Source organism: Streptomyces sp. NBC_00443, from assembly GCF_036014175.1.
Classification (GTDB): domain Bacteria; phylum Actinomycetota; class Actinomycetes; order Streptomycetales; family Streptomycetaceae; genus Streptomyces.
This window is the reverse complement of the sequence record NZ_CP107917.1, coordinates 2,070,920-2,094,855: the sequence shown is the minus strand read 5'-3', so window position 1 is coordinate 2,094,855 and position 23,936 is coordinate 2,070,920. Positions and strand designations below refer to the sequence as shown.

Below are 23,936 nucleotides of genomic sequence, written 5' to 3'. Positions count from 1 at the left end.
CCTTTCGGGGTCGTGATGCGTACCTCTCGGTTACCCCGACTTGGCGAACTGATGGCATGTCGGAAAGAGCGGGGCAGCGAAAGGCCGGCTAGGCGCACACAGCGCCCAGCCGGCCTTCCCGGTGGTCCGTTCCCTCGTGCCGGATCGGTCCGTGCCCGATCCGTCCGTGCTCGATCAGTCCGTGCCGGACTCCATCGCGGCGCGGTCCAGCAGCGCGTCCTCCTCGGAGACCTCGCCGCGCGAGGCGATGGCCTCGGCGCCGCCCTCCGGCATGCTGCCGATCAGACCGGTCGCGGCCGCCTGGGCGGCGCCGACGGCGGGGCTGCCGGTGCCGATGAGGCCCATCCCGGCGTACTGCTCCAGCTTGGCGCGCGAGTCGGCGATGTCGAGGTTGCGCATGGTGAGCTGGCCGATCCGGTCCACCGGGCCGAACGCGGAGTCCTCGGTGCGCTCCATGGACAGCTTGTCCGGGTGGTAGCTGAAAGCCGGGCCGGTGGTGTCGAGGATCGAGTAGTCCTCGCCGCGCCGCAGGCGCAGGGTGACCTCGCCGGTGACGGCCGCGCCGACCCACCGCTGCAGCGACTCGCGGATCATCAGCGCCTGCGGGTCCAGCCAACGGCCCTCGTACATGAGGCGGCCGAGGCGCCGGCCCTCGTTGTGGTACTGGGCGAGGGTGTCCTCGTTGTGGATCGCGTTGACCAGGCGCTCGTACGCGGCGTGCAGCAGGGCCATGCCGGGCGCCTCGTAGATGCCGCGGCTCTTGGCCTCGATGATCCGGTTCTCGATCTGGTCCGACATGCCGAGGCCGTGGCGGCCGCCGATGGCGTTGGCCTCCATCACCAGGTCGACGGGGGAGGCGAACTCCTTGCCGTTGACGGTGACCGGGCGGCCCTGCTCGAAGCCGATCGTCACGTCCTCGGGGGCGATCTCGACCGACGGGTCCCAGAACCGCACACCCATGATGGGCTGGACGGTCTCGACGCCGGTGTCCAGGTGTTCCAGCGTCTTGGCCTCGTGGGTGGCGCCCCAGATGTTGGCGTCGGTGGAGTAGGCCTTCTCCGTGCTGTCGCGGTAGGGCAGCTGGTGCGCGACCAGCCACTCCGACATCTCCTTGCGGCCGCCGAGCTCGGTCACGAAGTCCGCGTCCAGCCAGGGCTTGTAGATCCGCAGCTTCGGGTTGGCGAGCAGGCCGTAGCGGTAGAACCGCTCGATGTCGTTGCCCTTGAAGGTGGAGCCGTCGCCCCAGATCTGGACGTCGTCCTCGAGCATCGCGCGTACGAGCAGGGTGCCGGTGACCGCGCGGCCGAGCGGCGTGGTGTTGAAGTACGCCCGCCCGCCCGAGCGGATGTGGAACGCGCCGCAGGTCAGCGCGGCCAGCCCCTCCTCGACCAGCGCCGCGCGACAGTCGACCAGGCGCGCGACCTCGGCGCCGTAGGTCTTCGCACGGCCGGGCACCGAGGCGATGTCGGGCTCGTCGTACTGGCCGATGTCGGCGGTGTAGGTGCACGGGACGGCGCCCTTGTCGCGCATCCAGGCAACCGCGACCGAAGTGTCGAGGCCGCCGGAGAAGGCGATGCCGACGCGCTCGCCGGTGGGGAGGGAGGTGAGGACCTTGCTCATAGGAAGAGTATGCATCATCTCGCATGGTCATGCAATGGGGGCCTGTGAAACCCAGGAAAAGGAGGCATGCCGAAGCCCTGGGCATGACCATCCCGGCCCCATGTACTAGAGTTATCTCGACATCGAGATATCTGCCGAGGTGCACCGCAGCCGCGCGGCGCCACCGGTCTGACGGTAAGGGTTACCTAACTTAGCCTTACCTTAGCGGATCGGCCAAGTAGCCGTGGCGGCAGGATCGTGGTGGTACGCGCACATCAATGAAGGAGACTGTCGTGTCGGCGAACAGCTTCGACGCCCGCAGCACGCTGCAGGTGGGCGACGAGTCGTACGAGATCTTCCGGCTGGACAAGGTCGAGGGCTCCGCGCGCCTCCCCTACAGCCTGAAGGTGCTGCTGGAGAACCTCCTCCGCACCGAGGACGGCGCGAACATCACCGCCGACCACATCCGCGCCCTCGGCGGCTGGGACTCCCAGGCCCAGCCGTCGCAGGAGATCCAGTTCACGCCGGCCCGCGTGATCATGCAGGACTTCACCGGCGTGCCCTGTGTCGTGGACCTCGCCACCATGCGTGAGGCCGTGAAGGAGCTCGGCGGCGACCCCGCGAAGGTCAACCCGCTCTCCCCGGCCGAGCTGGTCATCGACCACTCCGTCATCGCCGACAAGTTCGGCACCAACGACGCCTTCGCGCAGAACGTCGAGCTGGAGTACGGCCGCAACCGCGAGCGCTACCAGTTCCTGCGCTGGGGCCAGACCGCCTTCGACGACTTCAAGGTGGTCCCGCCCGGCACCGGCATCGTCCACCAGGTGAACATCGAGCACCTGGCGCGCACGGTCATGGTCCGTAACGGCCAGGCCTACCCCGACACCCTCGTCGGCACCGACTCGCACACCACCATGGTCAACGGCCTCGGCGTCCTCGGCTGGGGCGTCGGCGGCATCGAGGCCGAGGCCGCGATGCTCGGCCAGCCGGTCTCCATGCTCATCCCGCGCGTCGTCGGCTTCAAGCTGACCGGTGAGCTCAAGCCCGGCACCACCGCCACCGACCTCGTGCTGACCATCACCGAGATGCTCCGCAAGCACGGCGTCGTCGGCAAGTTCGTCGAGTTCTACGGCGAGGGCGTCGCCGCCACTTCGCTGGCCAACCGCGCCACCATCGGCAACATGTCGCCGGAGTTCGGCTCCACCGCCGCGATCTTCCCGATCGACGGCGAGACCATCAAGTACCTGAAGCTGACCGGCCGTGACGCCCAGCAGCTCGCGTTGGTCGAGGCGTACGCCAAGGAGCAGGGCCTCTGGCTGGACCCGAAGGCCGAGCCGGACTTCTCCGAGAAGCTCGAGCTGGACCTCTCCACGGTCGTCCCGTCCATCGCCGGCCCGAAGCGCCCGCAGGACCGCATCGTCCTCGCGAACGCCGCCGAGCAGTTCAAGGCCGACGTCCGCAACTACGTCGACTCCGTGGACGAGGCGGGCCAGGAGTCCTTCCCGGCCTCCGACGCGCCGGCCGTCGCCCCGAACGGCGCCCCGTCGAACCCGGTCACCGTCACCGCCCCCGACGGCTCGACGTACGAGATCGACCACGGTGCGGTCACGGTCGCGGCCATCACCTCCTGCACCAACACCTCCAACCCGTACGTCATGGTCGCCGCCGCGCTGGTGGCCAAGAAGGCGGTCGAGAAGGGCCTGACCCGCAAGCCGTGGGTCAAGACCACCCTCGCCCCGGGTTCGAAGGTCGTCACCGACTACTTCGACAAGGCGGGCCTGACCCCGTACCTCGACAAGGTCGGCTTCAACCTCGTCGGCTACGGCTGCACCACCTGCATCGGCAACTCCGGCCCACTGCCGGAGGAGGTCTCCAAGGCCGTCAACGACCACGACCTCGCGGTCACCTCGGTCCTCTCCGGCAACCGGAACTTCGAGGGCCGTATCAACCCCGACGTCAAGATGAACTACCTGGCCTCCCCGCCGCTGGTCGTCGCGTACGCCCTCGCGGGCTCCATGAAGGTGGACATCACGCGCGACGCCCTCGGCGTCGACCAGGAGGGCAAGCCGGTCTTCCTGGCCGACATCTGGCCCTCCGAGGCCGAGGTCAACGACGTCGTGGCGAACGCCATCGGCGAGGACATGTTCAACAAGTCCTACCAGGACGTCTTCGCGGGCGACGCCCAGTGGCAGGCCCTGCCGATCCCGACCGGCAACACCTTCGAGTGGGACGCGGAGTCGACGTACGTCCGCAAGCCCCCGTACTTCGAGGGCATGACGATGGAGACCACCCCGGTCTCCGACATCACCGGCGCCCGCGTCCTGGCCAAGCTCGGCGACTCGGTGACGACGGACCACATCTCGCCCGCCGGCGCCATCAAGGCCGACACCCCGGCCGGCAAGTACCTCACGGAGCACGGCGTCGAGCGTCGTGACTTCAACTCCTACGGCTCGCGCCGAGGCAACCACGAGGTCATGATCCGCGGCACGTTCGCCAACATCCGCCTGCGCAACCAGCTCGCGCCGGGGACGGAAGGCGGCTACACCCGCGACTTCACCCAGGCCGACGGCCCGGTGTCGTTCATCTACGACGCCTCGCGCAACTACATCGAGCAGGGCACCCCGCTCGTCATCCTGGGCGGCAAGGAGTACGGCTCCGGCTCGTCCCGCGACTGGGCCGCCAAGGGCACCGCCCTGCTCGGCGTCAAGGCCGTCATCACCGAGTCGTACGAGCGCATCCACCGCTCGAACCTCATCGGCATGGGCGTCCTGCCGCTGCAGTTCCCGGAGGGCCAGAGCGCCGCGTCCCTCGGCCTGACCGGCGAGGAGACCTTCTCCTTCACCGGCGTCGAGGAGCTCAACAACGGCACCACGCCGCGCACGGTCAAGGTCAGCACCGACACGGGCGTCGAGTTCGACGCGGTCGTCCGCATCGACACCCCCGGTGAGGCCGACTACTACCGCAACGGCGGCATCATGCAGTACGTGCTGCGCTCCCTGATCCGCAAGTAAGCGGTCAAGCAAGCGGTACGGCAGGGCAGTTGAGAAGCCTGTAGAGGGCCGCATCCCCGGCGACGGGGGTGCGGCCCTTCGCCATGTCCGCGCCGGGAAACCCCAGGTCATCACCCACCCTCAGGTGGAACACAGCCTTCCCTCAGCGGACCGGGACACGATCCGGACATGACTGGCACCGCAGGGCAGAACGCGCTGAAGATCCCGCGCGGCCGCGCACCGCACGCCGTAGTGCTCGACGGGATGCTGCCCGACCTGGACGGCCTCCAGGTGCTGCGCGGACTGCTGCGCCGGGCGCCGTTGATCCACACCGCGCGCGGCCTCGGCTACGCCATCCGGCCGGTGGAGGACGGGAGATGAGCCTGCGCCCGCGTCGCCCCCGACCGCGGGAGCGGACCTCCGTGCCTCGCCCACGGCTGCGTACCCGCTCGCTGCGCACCCGCCTGCTCGTGTTCATCAGCGCCACCCTCGTCCTCGTCTGCGCCACGATGGGGCTCACCACCGCCTTCGTCCAACGCGCCTACCTCATGGGCGACTTGGACGGCCGGGTCGCGGCGGCCGCCTCGCGCAGCCTGGGCGGGGCCTCGCTGCACCCGCAGATCGAGCAAGACCTGGGCTTCCTCAACGAGAAGGGCCACGCCACCGGCATGCTCGCCGCCCGCCTCGACGAGGACGGCAGGATCGTCGCCGCCGAGGTCGTCAGCCGGGACCCTGCTCCGAAGAGGCTTACGGCCGCGCAGACCGCCGCTCTGGCGAACATCACGGCGGACGGCTCCAAACACACCCGGACCGTGCCGGGGCTCGGCACCTACCGGCTCACCGCCGTCGAAAGCGGCGGCGTCCGTGTCCTCGCCGGACTGCCCATGGACGATGTCCAGGGCATGATCGGCGGACTGGTCGTCGCCGAGGCCGCCGTCGCGGTGGCCGTGCTCTTCGTGGCGGGCTGCGTCTGCACGGTGGTCATACGACGCCAGCTGCGCCCCTCGGCCGGGTCGCCGCCACCGCCGCCGAGGTCTCCCGCGCCGCGCTCGACCGTGGCGAGGTCACCGGCCTCACCCGCGTGCCGGCCCGGGACACCGACCCCGCCAGCGAGGCCGGACAGGTCGGCGCCGCCCTCAACCGCATGATCGACCACGTCGAGTCCTCCCTCACCGCCCGCCGGCGCACCGAGGAACGCATGCGCCGCTTCCTCGCCGACGCCAGCCACGAACTGCGCACCCCGCTCGCCTCGATCGCCGGGTACGCCGAACTCATGAACCGCGGCACCGACCGGATCGAGCCGATGCTCGCCTGGCGCCGCGTCTCGGCCGAGTCGGCCCGGATGACGGGCCTGGTGGAGGATCTGCTGCTGCTGGCCCGGCTGGACGAGGGCCGTCCCCTGCAGTTGGCCGAGGTGGATGTGGCGGCGCTGGTCGCGGAGGCCGTGTGGGATGCGCGGGCCGCCGGGGAGAGCATGACTGGCAGCTCGAACTCCGCCTCGACGAGGCCCCGTTGGTCCTGGGCGACGCGACCCGGCTGCATCAGGTGGTGGCGGGCCTGCTGTCCAACGCACGGGTCCACACCCCGCCGGGCACGACGGTTCTCGCCTCCGTCGAGACCGGCGCCGGCCGCTGTGCGATCCGGGTCCGGGACGACGGGCCGGGCATCCCGCCCGGCCTCCTCCCGCAGGTCTTCGACCGCTTCACCCGCGCCGACACCTCCCGGGCCCGCGGCGGCCCGCGCAACGGCGGCTCCGGTCTCGGCCTCGCCATCGCGGCGGCGATCGTGTCCGCGCACGGCGGCCGTATCGACGTGCAGAGCGAGCCGGGCCGTACGCAGTTCACGATCGAACTGCCGCCAGCGGGCGCCGAGCCACCGCAGCCGGCCACGGTGTCGGACCCGTCCGCCCCGGCAGCGCTTCCCGCCCTCTGCGCGGCCCGCCCCCGGCGCGGAGCTAGTCCATGCCCTCCGGGTCGATCTCCGGCAGCGCCTGTTCGGCCCAGATCACCTTGCCCTGCGGGGTGTACCGGGTGCCCCAGCGCTCGGTCATCTGCGAGACCAGGAACAGGCCCCGGCCCCCCTCGTCGGTCGTCGCGGCGTAGCGCAGATGCGGGGAGGTGCTGCTGCCGTCGGCCACCTCGCAGATCAGCGTGCGGTCGCGGATCAGCCGCACGTGGATCGGCCCGCAGCCGTAGCGGATGGCGTTGGTGACCAGCTCGCTCAGCACGAGTTCCGTCGCGAAGTCCAACTCGGACAGGCCCCACTGCGCGAGCTTCCCGGACACGGCTTCGCGCATCCCCGACACGGCGGCCGGATCGCGTGGCACGTCCCATTCGACGACCCGGTCCGGCGGCAGCGCCCGAGTGCGCGCGATGAGGAGAGCGACGTCGTCCTTGGGCCGTCCGGGCAGTAGTTCGTCCAGCACGGCCTGGCAGCTCTCCTCCGGCGGCCGGTCGGGGTGGCCCGTCAGCGCCTTGCGCAGCAGCTCCATACCCACGTCCAGGTCGCGTGCGCGGTCCTCCACGAGGCCGTCGGTGTACAGGACGAGCTGGGAGCCCTCGTCGAGGTCCAGCTCGGCCGTCTGGAACGGCATCCCGCCTAGGCCGAGGGGCGGCCCGGCCGGCAGTTCGGGGAAGATCACACTGCCGTCGCGGTGGACCAGCGCCGGCGCCAGATGCCCCGCTCGCGCCATGACGCAGCGGCGCCTCGTGGGGTCGTAGATCGCGTACAGGCATGTGGCGCCCACGATCTCCGCGACCGTCTCCGCGCTGGAGGACTCGTCCTGGTCGATACGGCCCACCAGGTCGTCCAGATGGCTCAGCAGCTCGTCGGGCGGCAGGTCCAGCGTGGAGAAGTTGTGGACCGCGGTACGCAGCCGTCCCATCGTGGCGGCGGCGTGCAGGCCGTGGCCGACCACATCGCCGACGACCAGCGCCACCCGGCTCCCCGGCAGCGGAATCACGTCGAACCAGTCACCGCTGACACCCGACTGCGCCGGGATGTAGCGGTGGCCGACGTCGAGGGCGCTCTGCTCGGGCAGGGCCCGCGGCAACAGGCTGCGCTGGAGGGTGACCGCCAGGGCGTGCTCGCGGGTGTACCGGCGGGCGTTGTCGATGCTGACGGCGGCCCGGGCCACCAGCTCCTCCGCCAGCGACAGGTCCTCCTCGTCGAAGGGGTCGTGCAGCTTGGTGCGCCAGAAGTTGGCCATGCCCAGCACGACCCCGCGGGCCTGGATCGGGGCGGTGATGAACGACTGGATTCCGTAGTCGAGGATGTCCCGGGTGCGTTCCCGGTCCTGTTCGTGCCAGTCCGTCGCGGTCGACAGGTCGGTCACCAGCTCGGAGCGGCCGGTGCCGTAGCCGCGTCCCTGGGGGGTCGAGGGCAGGAAGTCGATCAGCCGGCCCTCTTCGTAGAGCGGATGGTCGTCGCGGATGCCGCGCACGGTGACGCGTCGTATGTCCGTCGCCGTGGGACTCGGCTCGTCGCCGTGCACGACGCCATCGGCCAGGTCCACGGTGACGAAGTCGGCGAAGCGGGGGACGGCGACCTGCGCGAGTTCGTCGGCCGTGCGGATCACGTCGAGGGTGGTGCCGATGCCCAGTCCCGCGTCGTACAGCAGATCCAGCCGCTCACGGGCGAGCTGCGCCCTGCCGGACACCGCCTGGAGCTCCGTGGTGTCGCGGAGTGTCACCACGGTGCCCCTGGGGCCTCCGTCGCGATCCGTGGTCCGCTGGCTGACCGCCAGCAGGCGTCCCCCGGCGATGTGCACCTCGTCGGTGGCCTCGCGCCCGGACACGAGCAGTGCCGCCGTTTCGGGATCGAGGCCGGAGAGCTCCCGGACGTGCCGCCCCTCGGCGTCGGAGGGCAGCTCCAGCAGCCGTCTGGCCTCGTCGTTGGCGAGGATCAGCAGCCCGTCGGCACCGACGATGAGCACCCCTTCCCGCACGGAGTGCAGCACCGCGTCGTGGTGCTCGTACATGCGGCTCATCTCGTCCGGCGCCAGGCTGTGGGTCTGCCGTCGCAGCCGCCTGCCCACCAGCGCCATCCCGCCGGTCGACACCACGAGCGCGCCGGCCCCTGCGCCCAGGATGATCGGCAGTTGCCGGTGCACCTGGCTGGTCACGTTCTCGACCTTCATGCCGGAGGAGACGAGGGCGGTCACCCTGCCGTCGGCGGCGTGGACGGGAACCGTCGCCTGTACCTCGTGACCCAGCGGGCCCTGGACGCTCTCGGTGTAGACCTCCCCGGCCAGCGACGGCTCGATCCGGCCCACGAACCGCTCGCCGATCCGGTCCGGGATGGGGTGGGTGTAGCGGATGCCGTCGGTGTCCATGACCACGATGAAGTCGACGCCCGCCGCCCGGCGTCCCGCTTCGGTGAGCGGCTGCAGGGCGCTCGACGGGTCGGCGGCCTGCAGCGACGCCTCTACGCCCGGAGCATGCGCGAAGGTCTGCGCGACGGCGACGGCGCGGCGCTTGGCCTCCGCATGGGTGTCCCGGTCCGACTGCAGCACCAGCGCGACGACGGCGCTGACCACGAGCAGCACGACGAGCGCCACCTGCAGCACGAAAACCTGTCCGGCGACGCTACGGGGGCTCTTGCCGATCAGTGACCTCAGGGAGTGGCGCGCAAAATGGGCGAAACGCTCCGCCATGCGGGCATTTTTAGCATCGGTAATGCTTGGTGGCTATGGCCGTCCAATCGGTGGACGGCCTCGCTGGACGGTATCCGGCGAGGTCAGAACCCTACGAGCGCGTCCAGGTCGGTCTCGATCGGGAACGGCAACTCGGTGACGAGCTTGTCGTGGTGCACCGGATGCGACGGCGCGGGGAAGCGGGAAAGGCTGTCCGCGTGAGCCAGTACTCGTGCACGCGAGCTTCTGGTCCCGGTCCAGTTCCACGCGCCAGTAGTACGGGACCTTGTGCGCCGGGAAGAGCGCGGGCTTGCGTACGCGCGCGGTCGTCCTGGCGGGAGCCGGGGGATGCGAACTCCATTGGCACGCCATGGACGGTCGCCACAGGCGTTTACAACCACGCCCCACGGCGCTACCTTCCGCAACAGACGGGGTGGGAGCGCTCCCACCCGCGGTGGACCGGAACCCGCCGCCCGGACCGCTCCCGCCCCGCGCGACCGCATGCGGCAGCCATTCATCCCCGCACGCATCCCCACGGCCCGTACCTCAAGGAACGGACTCGAATGTCATGATCCTGACAACAAATGGCTCGGGGGCTACCACCCCGCCGCCCCGCCGATTAACTCTCCCCACCCGCGCCAGAGCCCTCTTCCTCGTCCTGGTCTCCCTGCTCGCGACCATCCCGGCCGTGGCCCTGGTCATGAGCGCCGGCGGCGAGGCCGAGGCTCACGGCACGCCCATGAAGCCGGGCAGCCGCACCTTCCTGTGCTGGCAGGACGGCCTGACCGACACCGGTGAGATCAAGCCCGTGAATCCGGCCTGCCGGGCGGCCCAGCAGGTCAGCGGCACCACGCCGTTCTACAACTGGTTCTCGGTGTTGCGCTCCGACGGCGCCGGCCGCACCCGCGGCTTCGTGCCCGACGGCGAGCTGTGCAGCGGCGGCAACACCAACTTCACCGGCTTCAACACACCGAGCAAGGACTGGCCGCTCACCCACCTCACCTCGGGTGCGACGGTCGACTTCTCCTACAACGCCTGGGCGGCGCACCCCGGGTGGTTCCACGTCTACATCACCAAGGACGGCTTCGACCCGACCCAGCCCCTCACCTGGGACGACATGGAGGAGCGGCCCTTCCTGAGCGTCGACCACCCGCCGCTCAACGGCTCCCCGGGCACGGTCGAGGCCAACTACTCCTGGAGCGGGCAGCTTCCGGCGAACAAGTCCGGCCGTCACCTCGTCTATATGGTCTGGCAGCGCTCGGACAGCGCGGAGACCTTCTACTCATGCTCCGACATCGTCTTCGACGGCGGCAACGGCGAGGTGACCGGCATCAAGGAGCCCGGCAACCCGACCGATCCGGTGCCCGGCGAGTGCTCCGCCACCCGCCGCACGACCGGCAGCTGGTCCGGCGGCTACCAGTCCGAGGTGACCGTCACCAACAGCGGCGACGTCCCGATGCTCGGCTGGATGGTCGACTGGACGCTCGCGGCCGGCCAGAAGGTCGAGAGCCTCTGGAGCGGCAACGCGACCTACACCGGCCAGGACGTGATGGTCCACCACGCCGACTGGAACGGCTCCCTCGATCCGGGGAGAGCACGACGTTCGGCTACGTCGTCTCAGGCTCCGGCGGCGACAGTACGACGACTCTGCCCTGCCGGGTGGGCTGACCCCCGAACCTGGACCCGAGGGCCTGACCCCCAGGGCCTGACCCCCGAGGCCGTAGCTCCGGGCGGACCCGGTGGATGCTGAGCCGCCATCCACCGGGTCCGCGAGCCGGACGGGCCCAAGGGGGGAAGTAGGACCGTCCGGGTGGTGCGTGGTTTGTGCGATGCCGCGATGCGACAACGTTGTCGATTGGTCTGCACATGACTCTACCGCCTCAACGGACAACGATGTCAACTCAGTTGGGCTGCTCAGCCGTTCGGGTGCCCCGCCTGTGTGCCCTCGCGCCCGCAAGCACTCTTCCGTGGTACGCGTGGCACACGCTACTTTCCTGCGGCTTGTGCGACCCGTGGTGCGCGACCCGTCCGAAGGAGGAGGGGTCGCGTCATGCGCTTCCGTCCCACGTCCCTGCTGCTGGCCGCGCTTCTCGCGGTCACCGGCGCCACCCCCGCCCTCGCGGCGACCACCGCACCCGCGGGCCTGGTCCAGGACCCCACCCCGTACGTCGATCCACTCATCGGCACCAAGAACGGCGGCAATGTCTTCCCGGGCGCCGTCACGCCGTTCGGCATGTTCTCCTTCAGCCCCGAGAACACCCGGGGCGAGGCCATCCGTACTGCCGCGCCTGGCGGTTACCACCACGACGCCACCCGCATCCGGGGCTTCAGCCTCACCCACATGTCCGGCTCCGGCTGCGCGGGCGGCAGCGGTGACATCCCGTTCTTCCCGCACGCCGGTGAGGTCACCTCGTCGCCGGCGAGCGACACCAAGGACGCCGTCTACGCCTCCGACTTCAGCCACGCCGACGAGACGGCCGAGCCCGGCCGCTACAAGGTGCGCCTCGCGTCCGGCGTCACGGCCGACCTCACCGCCACCGCCCGCACCGGCTCGGCGCGCTTCACCTTCCCGGCCGGCAAGCCCGCCTCGCTGCTCGTCAGAAGCGCCAACTCCGAGGTGGGGTCGACCGATTCGACGGTCCGGATCGATCCGGCGAGGCGCACGATCTCCGGGTCGGTCACATCCGGCAATTTCTGCGGATACCTCGACCCCGAGGGCCGACGCGCCTACTACACCCTCCACTTCACCGCCCGCTTCGACCGCGCCTTCCAGGCCACGGGCACCTGGCAGGACGACAGGCTCGACCCCGGGTCCACCGCGGCGAGCGGCGGCACGGGAGGGTTCGCGAACGGCGGGCGGCCGGTGGCGGGCAAGGGCGCCGGCGGCTACGTCCAGTTCGCGCCCGGCACCGGTCCGGTGAACGTCAAGGTCGGCATCTCGTACGTCAGCCGGGCCGGTGCCGAGGCCAACCTCGCCGCGGAGAACCCGCCGCAGCGCTCCTTCGACGCCGTACGCGACGCCGCCCGGCGCGCCTGGCGCGACCGCCTGTCCGCGATCCGCGTCGGCGGCGGCACCGACGCAGATCGCACCACCTTCTACACCGCGCTCTACCACTCCCTCCTCCACCCGAACGTCATCAGCGACACCGACCGCCGGTACCGCGGCCCCGACGGCAGGGTCCACACCGTCAGCCGCGGCCACCGGGCCCAGTACGGCACCTTCTCCGGCTGGGACGTCTACCGCGACCAGGTCCAGCTGCTCACCCTGCTGAACCCCCGGGTCGGCTCGGACATCGCCCAGTCCCTGTACGAACTGGCGGAACAGAACGGCGGCATCTGGGACCGCTGGCTGCACGGCGCGAGCGGCACGCACGTCATGAACGGGGACCCGTCACCCATCGCGCTGGCCGGCATCCGCGCGTTCGGCGGCACGGACTTCGACCTGTGCGGGGCGCTGAGCTCGCTCGTGAAGGCGGCGACCGTCCCCACCGCGCAGGACCTGTCGCCGGCCGGGAAGCCGGTGCTGTCCGTCGGGCAGCGGCCCTCCCTGGACAAGTACCTCAAGCACCACTACATGCCGTCGGTGTCGAACGCGTGGGGCGGTGCCGCCGAGACGCTGGAGATGTCCGGCGCCGACTTCGCCCTCTCTCAACTCGCCTCCGAAGCAGGGCAGAAGGACACGGCGGCGGCCTTCACCCGTCGCTCCCAGTGGTGGCAGAACAACTTCAACATCGCCGCCACCCCGACCGGCGGCTACATCGCCAACCGCAAGGCGGACGGCAGCTGGGTCACCGGCTTCACCCCGGCCACCGGCAACGGATTCGTGGAGGGTACGGCGGCCCAGTACACGTGGATGGTCCAGCACAACCCGGCGGGTCTGTTCGCCGCGATGGGCGGTCGTGACGCGGCCGTGAAACGCCTCGACACCTTCTTCCGCAACACCGACGGCAGCTGGGCCTTCACCGGCAGCGGCGGCGACAAGTCCGAGCTGGACAACGAGCCGTCCATCAACGTGCCCTACCTGTACGCCTACGCGGGCGCTCCGTACAAGACGCAGGAGACCGCGCGGGCGGCGATGCGGGAGCTGTGGTCCACCGAGCCCGGCGGCATCCCCGGCAACGACGACCTCGGTACGATGTCGTCCTGGTACGTCTTCTCGGCGCTCGGGATGTACCCCCAGGTGCCGTCCCGCGCCGAACTGGTCCTCGCCTCACCGCTGTTCCCACGCGTCGAGATCGACCGCCCGGACGGCAACGACATCTCCTTGCGCGCCGAGGGTGCCGCCGCCGACGCCCCGTTCATCCGCTCCCTGAAGGTCAACGGCCGTACGAGCGAGCGGGCTTGGCTCCCGGCGTCCTTCGTGCGCGACGGTGGCCGACTGGACTACACCCTCTCCGGTACGCCCGACCCCACCTGGGGAGCTTCGGCGGCCCCGCCGTCCTTCCGTGAGGGCGAGCAGCCGTACCAGATCGGCGTCGGCCCGACCACGGCGACCGTCGCGCCCGGTGGGAGTGCGAAGGTCGGCATTCGCGCCCTGTCGATGAGCGGGGGAGAGGGGCCCGAGGTGCGCTTCCGGGTCGACGCGCCCGACGGCGTCACGGCGACTCCCGCCGAGGGCAAGGTCGTTGACGGCGCACAGGAGATCACGCTGAGTTCCGCCGCGGGCGCGGATCAGGGCTACCACGACGTCGAGGTGGCCGTGACCTCGGGCGACACCTCCTACGTACAGCCCGTCCCCCTGACTGTCGCGGCACCCGGCACGCTCCTCGCCGCCTACAACAACACCGGCCTCTCCGACGACGCCGGTGACCACGACGAGGCCGATTTCGACGGCGGCGGCTGGAGCTACTCCCGCCAGGCGCTCGCCGGGGCCGGTCTCACGCCGGGCAGGCAGGGCACGGTCGGCGGAGGGCTCGGCTTCACCTGGCCGGACTCGACGAGCGGACGCCCGGACAATGTCTCGGCAGCCGGACAGGTCATCGAACTCGCGGACTCTGCGAGCCAGTTGTCCTTCCTCGGCAGTGGCGTCAACGGCAACCAGCAGTCCAGGGCCACCGTCACCTACACCGACGGCAGTGCAGACACCATCGACCTCGCCCTGACCGACTGGACCGTCGGTGGCGGCGCCGGGACGGTCCAGTACGGCAACGAGATCGTCGCCCGGGCCGCGTATCGCAACGTCGCCGGCGCGGACCGGGACCCCGTCGACACGTACGTCTTCGCCACCCGGCCGTTCAGCGCGCCGGCGGGCAAGACGATCGCGCGCGTGACGCTGCCGGAGGACGGCGACCTGCACGTGTTCACTGTGGCCGTGCGCTGAGGCCTCAGCGGTTCAACTCGGCGTCCAGCCAGTCAAGTTGACGACGCACGTGCACGGCTTCGCCGCCTTCGTGGCCGTTGAACGGATAGGGGTGGATCTCCTTGTGCGGGTCGGCGCCGGACAGTTCGGCGTAGTGGTTGAAGGCGCCGTAGGCCCCGCTAGGCGGGCACACCGTGTCGCGCAGGCCGACGCCGAAGTGGGCCGGGGCGTGAGCGCGGCGGGCGAAGGAGATCCCTCCATGTGGGCGAGCGTGTCGTGGGCGGCCCGCTCGGCGCCCCGGTGCACGGAGAGGTACGCGGTGATCTCGCCGTAGGGCCCCGCGTCGGTGAGGTCGAGGGCGCGTCGGATGCCGCACAGGAACGGGGCGGTGACCAGGAGCGCGGCGAGGTCGGGGACGAGTCCCGCAACAGCCAGGGCGAGCCCGGCGCCCTGGCTGTTGCCGACGGCCGCGATGCGGGAGCCGTCCACGCCAGGCAGGGCGCGCAGCGCCTCGACCGCCCGTACCGCGTCCGTGATCAGGCGGCGGTAGTGATGGTCCCGGGGTGAGAGCAGACCGCGAACCGCAGGGCCCGGGCCGCCCGGTGCCGTGGCGTGCGGGTCCGGGGTGGCGCCGCCACTGCCGTACTGGTCGCCCTGGCCCCTGTTGTCCATCAGCAGATGCGCGTACCCGGCGTTCACCCAGGTCAGCCGCTCGTGCGGAAGGCCGCGGCCACGGCCGTAACCGGCGTACTCGACGACGGCGGGCAGCGGCTCGCGCACTCCGGCCGGTCTGCTGAACCAGGCCCGCACAGGGTCGCCGCCGAAGCCCCGGAGGGTGACGTCCCAGGTCTCGGTCAGCCGCAGGCCGGTCTCCACGGCATGGGCCGACACCAACACCTCGGGCTGCGCCGCCTCCTTGAGGGTGGCCTGCCAGAACTCGTCGAAGTCGGCGGGCTCCTGGAGGGCAGGGCGATAGCGCTCAAGGTCGTACAGGGGCAGGTCGAACGCGGGCAACGGTGACCTCCGATTGTTGCGTTGCACCATCAGAATGTTTCGCCACCTTCGACTCCATCCGGTGGTGGCCTCCTCAATTCCCCTTCCCTGCCAGTCCCATTGACAGCCATTACACCCGCCCCTAACCTCGCCGCAAAGTTGCCGGTACGACTCCGAAACTTTCGGTGCACCGGGAGGCCCATCGCATGAGCACCCCCACCACGTCGGCTCCACCGCCCGGCACCCAGGAGCCGCCGCCGACCAAGGCACCCCGTCCTCGTGAGCGACGAGTGGCGCGCACCGGATGGCGGCGCGCGCTGCGCCGGGACTGGCAGTTGTACTCGCTGGCGGTGCTGCCGCTGCTGTTCTTCCTGGTGTTCCGCTATCTGCCGATGATCGGCAACGTGATCGCGTTCCGGCGCTTCGAGCCGGGCGGATCGATCTTCGGTGAGCAGTGGGTGGGCCTGCGCTATGTGGAGATGTTCCTCAGCGACCCCACCTTCTGGCAGGTGTTCCGCAACACCCTGTGGCTCGGCGGACTCACGCTCGTCTTCTGCTTCCCGATCCCGATCGTGCTCGCCCTGCTGCTCAACGAGGTCCGTCGGCGCTCGCTGAAACGGTTCGTGCAGTCGGTGTCGTATCTGCCGCACTTCCTGTCGATCGTGATCGTCGCCGGCATCACCCTGCAGATGCTCGCAACGGACGGGCCGGTCAACCACGTCCTGGGGTGGTTCGGGCACGAGCCGATCCGGTTCATCCAGGAACCCGAGTGGTTCCGGACCGTCTACGTCGGCTCGGAGATCTGGCAGACCGCCGGCTGGGGCACGATCCTCTACCTCGCCGCGCTCACCACCATCGACGAGGACCTGTACGAGGCCGCCCGCATCGACGGCGCGAACCGCTGGCAGCAGATCTGGCACGTCACCCTGCCCGGCATCCGCCCCACCATGATCACCCTGCTGATCCTCAACATCGGCACGTTCATGGCCGTCGGCTTCGAGAAGGTCCTGCTGCTGTACAACCCGCTGACGTACCCGACCTCCGACGTGATCTCCACCTACGTCTACCGGACCGGTGTGGAGTCCAACAGCTTCAGCTACGCCGCCGCCATCGGCCTGTTCGAGGCGATCATCGGCCTGGTCCTGATCACGTCCGCCAACCAGCTCTCGCGCCGCACAGTGGGGACCAGCCTGTGGTGAAGCCGAGCCGTTCCCACCGTGTCTTCCAGGGCGTCAACGGGGTGATCCTCACCCTCGTCGTGGCCGTCACCCTGTACCCCTTCCTCAACATCCTCGCCAGGTCCTTCAGCGGGGAGCGGCAGATCCGGGCCGGTGAAGTGACCCTGTGGCCCAAGGGGTTCAACCTCACCACGTACGAGATCGTGTTCCAGGACTCGATGTTCTGGCGGAACTACGGCAACACCGTGCTCTACACGGTCGTCGCGACCGCCGTCGCCATGGTGCTGACGACCTGCTACGCCTACGTCCTGTCGAAGAAGCACCTCAAGGGCCGCACCGCGCTCGTCGGCGTCGCCGTGTTCACGATGTTCTTCACCGGTGGCCTGATCCCCAACTACGTCCTGATCACCAGCCTCGGCATCAAGAACAGCGTGTGGGCGATCGCGCTGCCCAACGCGATCAGCGTCTTCAACCTCCTGGTGATGAAGGCCTTCTTCGAGAGCCTGCCGACCGAGCTGGAGGAGGCCGCCCAGATCGACGGGCTGAGTACGTACGGCACCCTGCTGAGGATCGTGCTGCCGCTGTCCAAGGCGGTCGTCGCGACCATGGTGCTCTTCTACTCGGTGTCGTTCTGGAACTCCTGGTTCAGCGCTTTCCTCTACATGGACCGGACGGATCTGATGCCGGTCACCGTCTATCTGCGCAACCTCATCCAGGGCGCCACCGGCGGCTCCAACGCGGGCGCCGGCACCGAGCAGCTCAGTCAGGTCGGGGCCAACATCCAGGCCGTCACCATCGTGCTCACCGCGCTGCCGATCCTCTGCGTGTACCCGTTCGTCCAGCGCTACTTCGTCTCGGGCGTGATGCTCGGCGCGGTCAAGGGCTGACAGCGGTCAGGGGCTACCAAGGGAGTATCTGTGAAGAACGCAGGGCAACTGTCACGGCGTCAGATCCTTGCCGCCGCCGGTTTCATCGGTCTGGCCACCCTCACCGGCTGCGGCAGCGGCGAGGACGGAGGCGACTCCAAGGACCTGTCGAAGAAGCAGAACGGCGCGATGAAGGAGTACCGCGCCGGCCAGCAGTTCAAGGCCGCGAAGCCGCTCTCCTTCTCCATGCTGCACAACAACAACCCGGTCTACCCGCTCAAGGGCGACTGGCTGTTCTGGAAGGAGGTCACCAAACGCACCGGCATCACCCTCAAGCCCGTGGACGTCCCGCTCGCGGACTACGAGAAGAAGCGCAGCGTCCTCATCGGCGCCGGAGACGCCCCCTTCCTGATCCCCAAGACGTACCACCCCTCCGAGGTCGCCTTCGTGGCGTCGGGCGCCGTTCTCCCGGTCAGCGAGTACGTGCACCTGATGCCCAACTACCGGGCCAAGGTGAAGAAGTGGAAGCTCGAGCCCGAGCTCGACTCCATACGCCAGTCCGACGGCAAGTACTACCTGCTGCCCGGCCTGCACGAGAAGGCAAAGTCCGGCTATTCGCTGTCCGTGCGCACGGATGTCCTCGACAGGCTCGGCCTGACGCTGCCGACCACTTGGGACGAGGTGTACACCGTCCTCAAGGCGCTCAGACAGGAGTACCCCGACAAATACCCCTGGACCGACCGCTGGAGCACCAACACCCCATTCCCGTGCGGCGCGTTGTTCAGCTACCTCGGCCAGGCGTACGGGGTCAAGGCGGGCTGGACGTACGACAACCTCACCTTCGACACGAAGGCGCGGAAGTTCGCCTTCAACGGCGCGACGGACAGCTACCGGCAGATGGTCGAGTACCTGAGAAAACTCGTCGCCGAGAAGCTGCTGGACCCGGAGAGCTTCACCCAGCAGGACGACCAGGCGGTGCAGAAGCTGCTCGCGGAGAAGTCCTATGTGATCAGCGCCAATCCGCAGGAGCTGGTGCAGAACTACCGCTACAACCTCCAGAAGCAGGTCGACGGAGCCGAGATCGAGATGGTGCCCGTGCCGCTCGGCCCGGCCGGCCCGGTGATCCTGGGCGGCACCCGCATGGAGAACGGCGTCATGATCTCCAGCGAGGCCCTCAAGAGCGACTCCTTCGTCGCGATGATGCAGTTCGTGGACTGGCTCTGGTACTCCGACGAGGGGCAGACGCTCTGCAAGTGGGGCGTCAAGGGCGTCACCTACACCGAGTCCGGCGGCCGGTACGAGCTGGAACCCGGGATCAGCCTCATGGGTTCCGACCCGGACGCCCCCAAGGACCTGCAGAAGGCCTACGGCTTCTTCAACGGCGTCTTCACCTACGGCGGCAGCTGGGCGCTGGTCTCCTCCTCCTTCAGCCCGGACGAGAAGGCGTTCCAGGACGCCATGACCGAGCGGAGCCAGCTGCCCATCGACCCGGCCCACCCCCTCCAGTCGGTCGAGCAGGAGCAGGCCACCCTCTGGGACACACCGCTCAGGGACCACGTCACCCAGAACACCCTCAAGTTCGTCCTCGGCAAGCGCCCGATGTCCGACTGGGACGCCTACGTCACCGAGCTCAAGTCCAAGAACATGGACCAGCTCGTCGACCTGCACAACAGGGCGTACGAACGCTTCGCGAAGGAGAACGGGTGAGCAGCGGCGGCCACACGGCCGACTTCGGCGCCGGCTCCCTCTCCCGTGCCGCCGCCCTGATCCACACCTTGGTCACCGTCGAGACCCTGCTCCTCCTCGCCGCCTCGCCCGCACTCGCCGGGCTGCTCCTCCTCGGTGCCGACCCGGCCAACCTGCCCCTCGCAGCCGTATGCCTGCTGCCGCTGGGACCGGCCCTGTCCGCCGCCGTCTATGCCCTGCACCACCGCAGCGGCGACCTGACCGACCTGCACCCGGCGCGGACCTACGCGCGCGGCTGGCGACTCAACGCCCTACCCGCCCTGAAACTCTGGGCGCCCCTGCTGGCCTGGCTCGCGGTCATCGCCTTCACTCTCACCCACTTCTCCGCCACGGGGCTGCCCGGCTGGTGGGCGGTGCTGCTCGGGGCGATCGGCGCGGGCTCCCTGCTGTGGGGCGCGCACGCGCTGGTCCTCACCTCGCTGTTCGCCTTCCGCAGCCGCGACACCGCCCGCCTCGCCGTGTACTTCCTCGTCCGGCACGGCCGCGCCACCCTTGGCGCCGCCTCCCTGCTCGTGCTGGTGGCCGCGTCGACCGCCCTGCTGACCGAGGCCCTGCCCGCCCTGCTGGGAGCCCCGCTGCTGCTCTCCCTGCTGCACAGCAGCCGCCCGGTGATCGCCGAGACCCAGGAGGACTTCACGGCATGAGCGCGCCGCGCACCCCGAGGATCCCGTACGGCGGCGACTACAACCCCGAGCAGTGGCCGCAGCCCGTGTGGGACGACGACCACCGTCTGTTCACCCAGGCCCGCATCGACACCCTCACCGTCGGCGTCTTCTCCTGGTCGCTCACCCAACCCGCCCCCGACACCTACGACTTCACGTTCCTCGACCGAGTCCTGGACCGCGCCGCCGCCGAGCACCGCCAGGTCTGCCTCGCCACCGGCACCGCGGCCCTCCCGCCCTGGCTCGCGAAACGGCATCCCGAGGTCAACCGCACCGACTTCGAGGGCCGCCGCCACCGCTACGGCCAGCGCCACAACTTCTGCCCCAGCTCACCCGCGTACCGCGACCATGCCACGGCGCTGACGGCGCGGCTCGCCGAGCGCTACGCGGACCACCCTTCGCTCCTCGCCTGGCACATCAACAACGAGTACGGCGGGGCCTGTTACTGCGACCTGTGCGCCGAGGCGTTCCGCGAGTGGCTCCAGGACAAGTACGGCACCCTCGACGCCCTCAACGACGCCTGGTGGACGACCTTCTGGTCCCACCGCTACACCGGCTTCGACGAGATCGAGCCCCCGAACGCCCTCACCGAGCACTGGCGGGGCCCCGACCACACCGCCTTCCAGGGCATCACCCTCGACTACTTCCGCTTCACCACCGACGCCCTCCTCGGCTGCTTCCTCGCCGAGAAGGAGGTGATCCGCGCCCACGACCCCGACACACCCGTCACCACCAACTTCATGGGCCTGTTCCGCCCCCTCGACTACCACCGCTGGGCGCCCCACCTCGACTTCGCCTCCTGGGACAGCTACCCGCCCCTCGACGCCCCGCCCACCTGGCCCGCCCTCGCCCACGACCTCATGCGTGGCCTCAAGGACGGCGCCCCCTTCTGGCTGATGGAGCAGACCCCCTCCACGACGGCCTGCCGCGACGTCAACCCGCTGCGCCGCCCCGGCGAACTCCGCCTCGCGACCTTCCAGGCCGTCGCCCACGGCGCCGACGCCGCCCTCTACTTCCAGATGCGCGCCTCACGCGGCGCCTGCGAGAAGTACCACGGCGCCGTCATCGGCCATGCGGGCCGCGACGACACCCGCGTGTTCCGCGAAGTGGCCCAACTGGGACGGGAGTTGGAGTCCCTCGGCGAGGTGACCCTGGGCGCCCGAACCCCCGCCCGCACCGCCTTGCTCTTCGACTGGGACAGCTGGTGGGCCCTGGAGATCTCCGACGGCCCGTCCCGGCTGGTCAAGTACCAGGAGGTCGTCCACGCCCACTACCGGGCCGCCCGGGAGGCCGGCGCGGACGTGGACGTCGTCCCGGTCACGGCCGACCTCACGGCGTACGACGTGGTGCTCGCCCCTGCCCTCCACATGGTCAAGGGAGACCTGGCCGAGCGCCTCGAAGCCGTCGCCGCACGGGGCGGCACCGTCCTGACGACCTTTCTCTCCGGCCGCGTCGACGAACACGACCGCGCCTTCCCGACCGACGTCCCCGGCCCCCTCGCCCCCCTCATGGGCGTCCGCGTCGACGAATGGGACGCGCGACCTCGCGAGGTCGCACAGCCGGTCCAGCTGGGGGAGCTGACCTGCGAGGCCCGCCTGGTCTTCGAGATCGTGCTGCCGCGCGGCGCCGAGCCGGTCGGCACGTACGGCGCCGACTTCTACGCGGGCACCCCGGCCGTGACCCGGCACGCCTACGGCCAGGGCGAGGGCTGGTACGTCGCCACCGCCCTCGACCAGCCCGGCGTCGACTGGGTGATCCGCCGGATCCTGGCCCGCCACGACCTGCTCGGCCCCTACGCCGACCACCCCGCGCTGGAAACCGCGACCCGGGTCGCCCCGGACGGCACCACCCTCCTCTTCCTCCTCAACCACGCCCCCGAACCGGCCCGCCTGACCGCCCACACCACCGGCACCGACCTGCTGACCGGCAAGCGGGTCGAGGAGGGCGAGCCGCTGACAATCGACCCGCTGGGCACGGTCATCCTCCGGATTCAGTAGATCCGGCGCCCATGTGCGTCGGGCACACCCGACTTACGCAGGAAGTAGCTGTTGACCTGATCGCGCCACTCGCGGGCGCTGCGGAGCTGCTCCTCGAACAACTCCGTCACCCGCGTGTGGCGCGCCGGATCGACGGACCCGGTGAGTGAGGCCCACACCGCACGGGCCTCCTCCACCTCTTCCACGCCCTCAAAGTGCGTGTCGTATATGTGCTGGATCACCGTCTTTCCGCTCCGAAGCACATGCCCGTACGCCACGTGGTGGAAGAACAGCAACAGCTCGTCGGGGCAGGTGTCCGGCGACTCGTACACCTCGGCCCACGCCTTGGCGTACTGCCCCGCGTACCCGGTGCCGCTCGCCACGCTGCGGTCGACGCCGATCCCGTCGCGGTCGGCGAAGTGGTAGGTGCCCCAGGGGCTGTACTCGTAGCCGTCGACGCTCGGGCCGTAGTGGTGGCCGGGCTGCACCATCCAGCCCACCCCGAGCGGGGCGGTGTACTTCTCGTACGTCTCCCAGGAGCGGGCAAGCAAGGCATGCACCCCGGCCTCCAGCCGCGCGTTTTCCTCCGCCTCCCCGGGCGTGAAGGTCAGATTGATCCACTCGTCCAGGAGCCGGTAGGGATTCGCGTCCGGCTGCCAGGCCAGCCGCCCGAAGGTGTACAGGTTCGCCTGGGCCAGCGGGTGCCCGGTCCAGAACGGGTCGTCGCCGACGTTGGACACGGCGACCATCGCGTCGGCCAGGTCCGCCACCGGCACCCCGTCGGGCCGGAATCGCAGCACATGGCTCCACATCGGCCCGAGCCAGCACACATGCCGCTGCTGACCGGTGTACTCCTGCGTGGCCTGCACCTCCACCGCGAGCCGGGTGCGTGGCATCGCGCCGAGGAGGGGGAGACGGGCTCGCGCACCTGGAAGTCCATCGGCCCGTGCTTCACCTGGAGCACGGCGTTGCCGGCGAACTGCCCGTCCAGCGGCACGAAATGGTCGTACGCCGCCCGCGCCCGGTCCGTCGTCCGGTCCCGCCAGTCCTGGCGGTGGTCGTAGACGAACGCGCGCCAGTGCACCGTGCCGCCGTACGGTTCCAGCGCGGCGGCCAGCATGTTCGCGCCGTCGGCGTGGCTGCGGCCGTACGCGAACGGCCCCGGCTGCCCCTCGGAGTCGGCTTTCACGACGTACCCGCCGAAGTCGGGGATCGCCTCGTACACCCGCGCAGTCGCCTCGGCCCACCACGCCCGCACCGCCTTCTCCAGCGGATCGGCGGTGGGCAGTCCACCGAGCACCAGCGGCGCGGCGAAGCTGACCGACAGATGGGTGCGGATGCCGTACGGCCGCAACACGCCCGCGATCTCGGCGACTTCACCGATCCGGTCCGTGAGGAGATGCGCCTCGGCCTCGTGCACGTTGACGTTGTTCACCGCCACGGCGTTGATCCCGCACGCCGCCAGTAGCCTGCCGTACGCCCGCACCCGCTCCAGCAGCTCACCGCGCGCCCGGCCGTCCGCCCAGAACAGCGACCCGCCGGCGTACCCGCGCTCCACCTGACCCATCACCGGGTGGACGGCGACGTTGTCCCAGTGGTCGAGCATCCGTAGTGCCGACGCCGGTGCGTGCTGCTCGCGTCGACGATCGCCGCGGAACGCGGCCTCCCCGAGCCGCACGACATGGAAGAGGCCGTACAGCAGCCCGGAACCGCCGGACGCGGTGACGGTCGTAGGGCCGTCACCGCGTCCGAAGGTGTAGGTCTCGCCGCCCTCGGTGCCGGTCAGTTCCAGCACCAGGTCGTAGGGGCCGGGTTCGGGGGACGCCGCGCTGTCGCGCGAGACGCTTCCCCGAACCGTCCGCAGGCCTCCGCCACCTCTCCGTGGACCGTGTCCACGAGCGGACCCGAGCCGCGGATCAGCGTCCGCCGGGTGCCGATCGGCCGGAACGCCTCGTCCGGCAGCCAGGCCGGATCGACACCCTGCATGAGACCCC

General features: G+C 70.1%; 10 protein-coding genes and 4 pseudogenes. 10 read left to right on the top strand and 4 right to left on the bottom strand.

What is annotated here, in order from left to right:
• Positions 1 to 174: 174 nt before the first annotated feature.
• Positions 175 to 1,620, bottom strand: coding sequence for an argininosuccinate synthase (gene argG, locus OHO27_RS09375; protein WP_328422150.1), 1,446 nt, complete (start codon positions 1,618 to 1,620; stop codon positions 175 to 177).
• Positions 1,621 to 1,892: 272 nt separating this feature from the next.
• Here argG and acnA point away from each other — a divergent pair, with 272 nt between their 5' ends.
• The 3 genes and pseudogenes from acnA to OHO27_RS09360 form a co-directional block, all read left to right on the top strand.
• The gene (acnA, locus tag OHO27_RS09370) at positions 1,893 to 4,610 is read left to right on the top strand and encodes an aconitate hydratase AcnA (RefSeq protein ID WP_328422148.1); all 2,718 of its coding nucleotides are present in this window, start codon (positions 1,893 to 1,895) and stop codon (positions 4,608 to 4,610) included.
• 168 nt (positions 4,611 to 4,778) lie between these two features.
• On the top strand, positions 4,779 to 4,970 hold the full coding sequence (locus tag OHO27_RS43100; protein ID WP_443059528.1) for a hypothetical protein: 192 nt from the start codon (positions 4,779 to 4,781) through the stop codon (positions 4,968 to 4,970).
• Positions 4,967 to 6,500: pseudogene (locus tag OHO27_RS09360) on the top strand (HAMP domain-containing sensor histidine kinase); the annotation flags it as partial. The gene OHO27_RS43100 and the pseudogene OHO27_RS09360, both read left to right, overlap by 4 nt.
• A 43-nt stretch (positions 6,501 to 6,543) precedes the next feature.
• Here OHO27_RS09360 and OHO27_RS09355 read toward each other — a convergent pair.
• A complete protein-coding gene (locus OHO27_RS09355; protein WP_328422146.1) occupies positions 6,544 to 9,243 on the bottom strand; it encodes a SpoIIE family protein phosphatase in 2,700 nt (899 codons plus the stop codon).
• Positions 9,244 to 9,790: 547 nt separating this feature from the next.
• Here OHO27_RS09355 and OHO27_RS09350 point away from each other — a divergent pair.
• Positions 9,791 to 10,890 (top strand): annotated as a pseudogene (locus OHO27_RS09350) (lytic polysaccharide monooxygenase auxiliary activity family 9 protein).
• Between the two features lie 382 nt (positions 10,891 to 11,272).
• Entirely contained in the window at positions 11,273 to 14,542 is a 3,270-nt protein-coding gene (locus OHO27_RS09345) for a GH92 family glycosyl hydrolase (RefSeq protein WP_328422145.1), read from the top strand.
• Positions 14,543 to 14,546: 4 nt separating this feature from the next.
• On the opposite strand, the pseudogene OHO27_RS09340 reads toward OHO27_RS09345, so the two are convergent.
• Positions 14,547 to 15,535, bottom strand: a pseudogene (locus tag OHO27_RS09340) (acetylxylan esterase).
• Positions 15,536 to 15,720: 185 nt separating this feature from the next.
• On the opposite strand from OHO27_RS09340, the gene OHO27_RS09335 reads away from it, so the two are divergent.
• Genes OHO27_RS09335 through OHO27_RS09315 form a run of 5 tightly spaced genes read left to right on the top strand, consistent with a single transcriptional unit; the run spans position 15,721 to position 21,963 of the window.
• Positions 15,721 to 16,713 (top strand): ABC transporter permease, encoded by a 993-nt coding sequence (locus OHO27_RS09335; protein ID WP_328422144.1) that lies wholly within the window; start codon positions 15,721 to 15,723, stop codon positions 16,711 to 16,713.
• On the top strand, positions 16,707 to 17,579 hold the full coding sequence (locus OHO27_RS09330; protein ID WP_328422142.1) for a carbohydrate ABC transporter permease: 873 nt from the start codon (positions 16,707 to 16,709) through the stop codon (positions 17,577 to 17,579). Before OHO27_RS09335 ends, OHO27_RS09330 begins: the two co-directional genes overlap by 7 nt.
• A gap of 30 nt (positions 17,580 to 17,609) precedes the next feature.
• Entirely contained in the window at positions 17,610 to 19,265 is a 1,656-nt protein-coding gene (locus tag OHO27_RS09325; RefSeq protein ID WP_328422140.1) for an ABC transporter substrate-binding protein, read from the top strand.
• Positions 19,262 to 19,948, top strand: a complete 687-nt coding sequence (locus OHO27_RS09320; RefSeq protein WP_328422138.1) for a hypothetical protein — start codon at positions 19,262 to 19,264, stop codon at positions 19,946 to 19,948. The genes OHO27_RS09325 and OHO27_RS09320 overlap by 4 nt, the downstream gene beginning before the upstream one ends.
• On the top strand, positions 19,945 to 21,963 hold the full coding sequence (locus OHO27_RS09315) for a beta-galactosidase (protein WP_328422136.1): 2,019 nt from the start codon (positions 19,945 to 19,947) through the stop codon (positions 21,961 to 21,963). Before OHO27_RS09320 ends, OHO27_RS09315 begins: the two co-directional genes overlap by 4 nt.
• Here the strand turns inward: OHO27_RS09315 and OHO27_RS09310 are convergent.
• Positions 21,957 to 23,928: pseudogene (locus tag OHO27_RS09310) on the bottom strand (alpha-glucuronidase). The gene OHO27_RS09315 and the pseudogene OHO27_RS09310 sit on opposite strands and share 7 nt — an antisense overlap.
• Positions 23,929 to 23,936 lie beyond the last annotated feature (8 nt).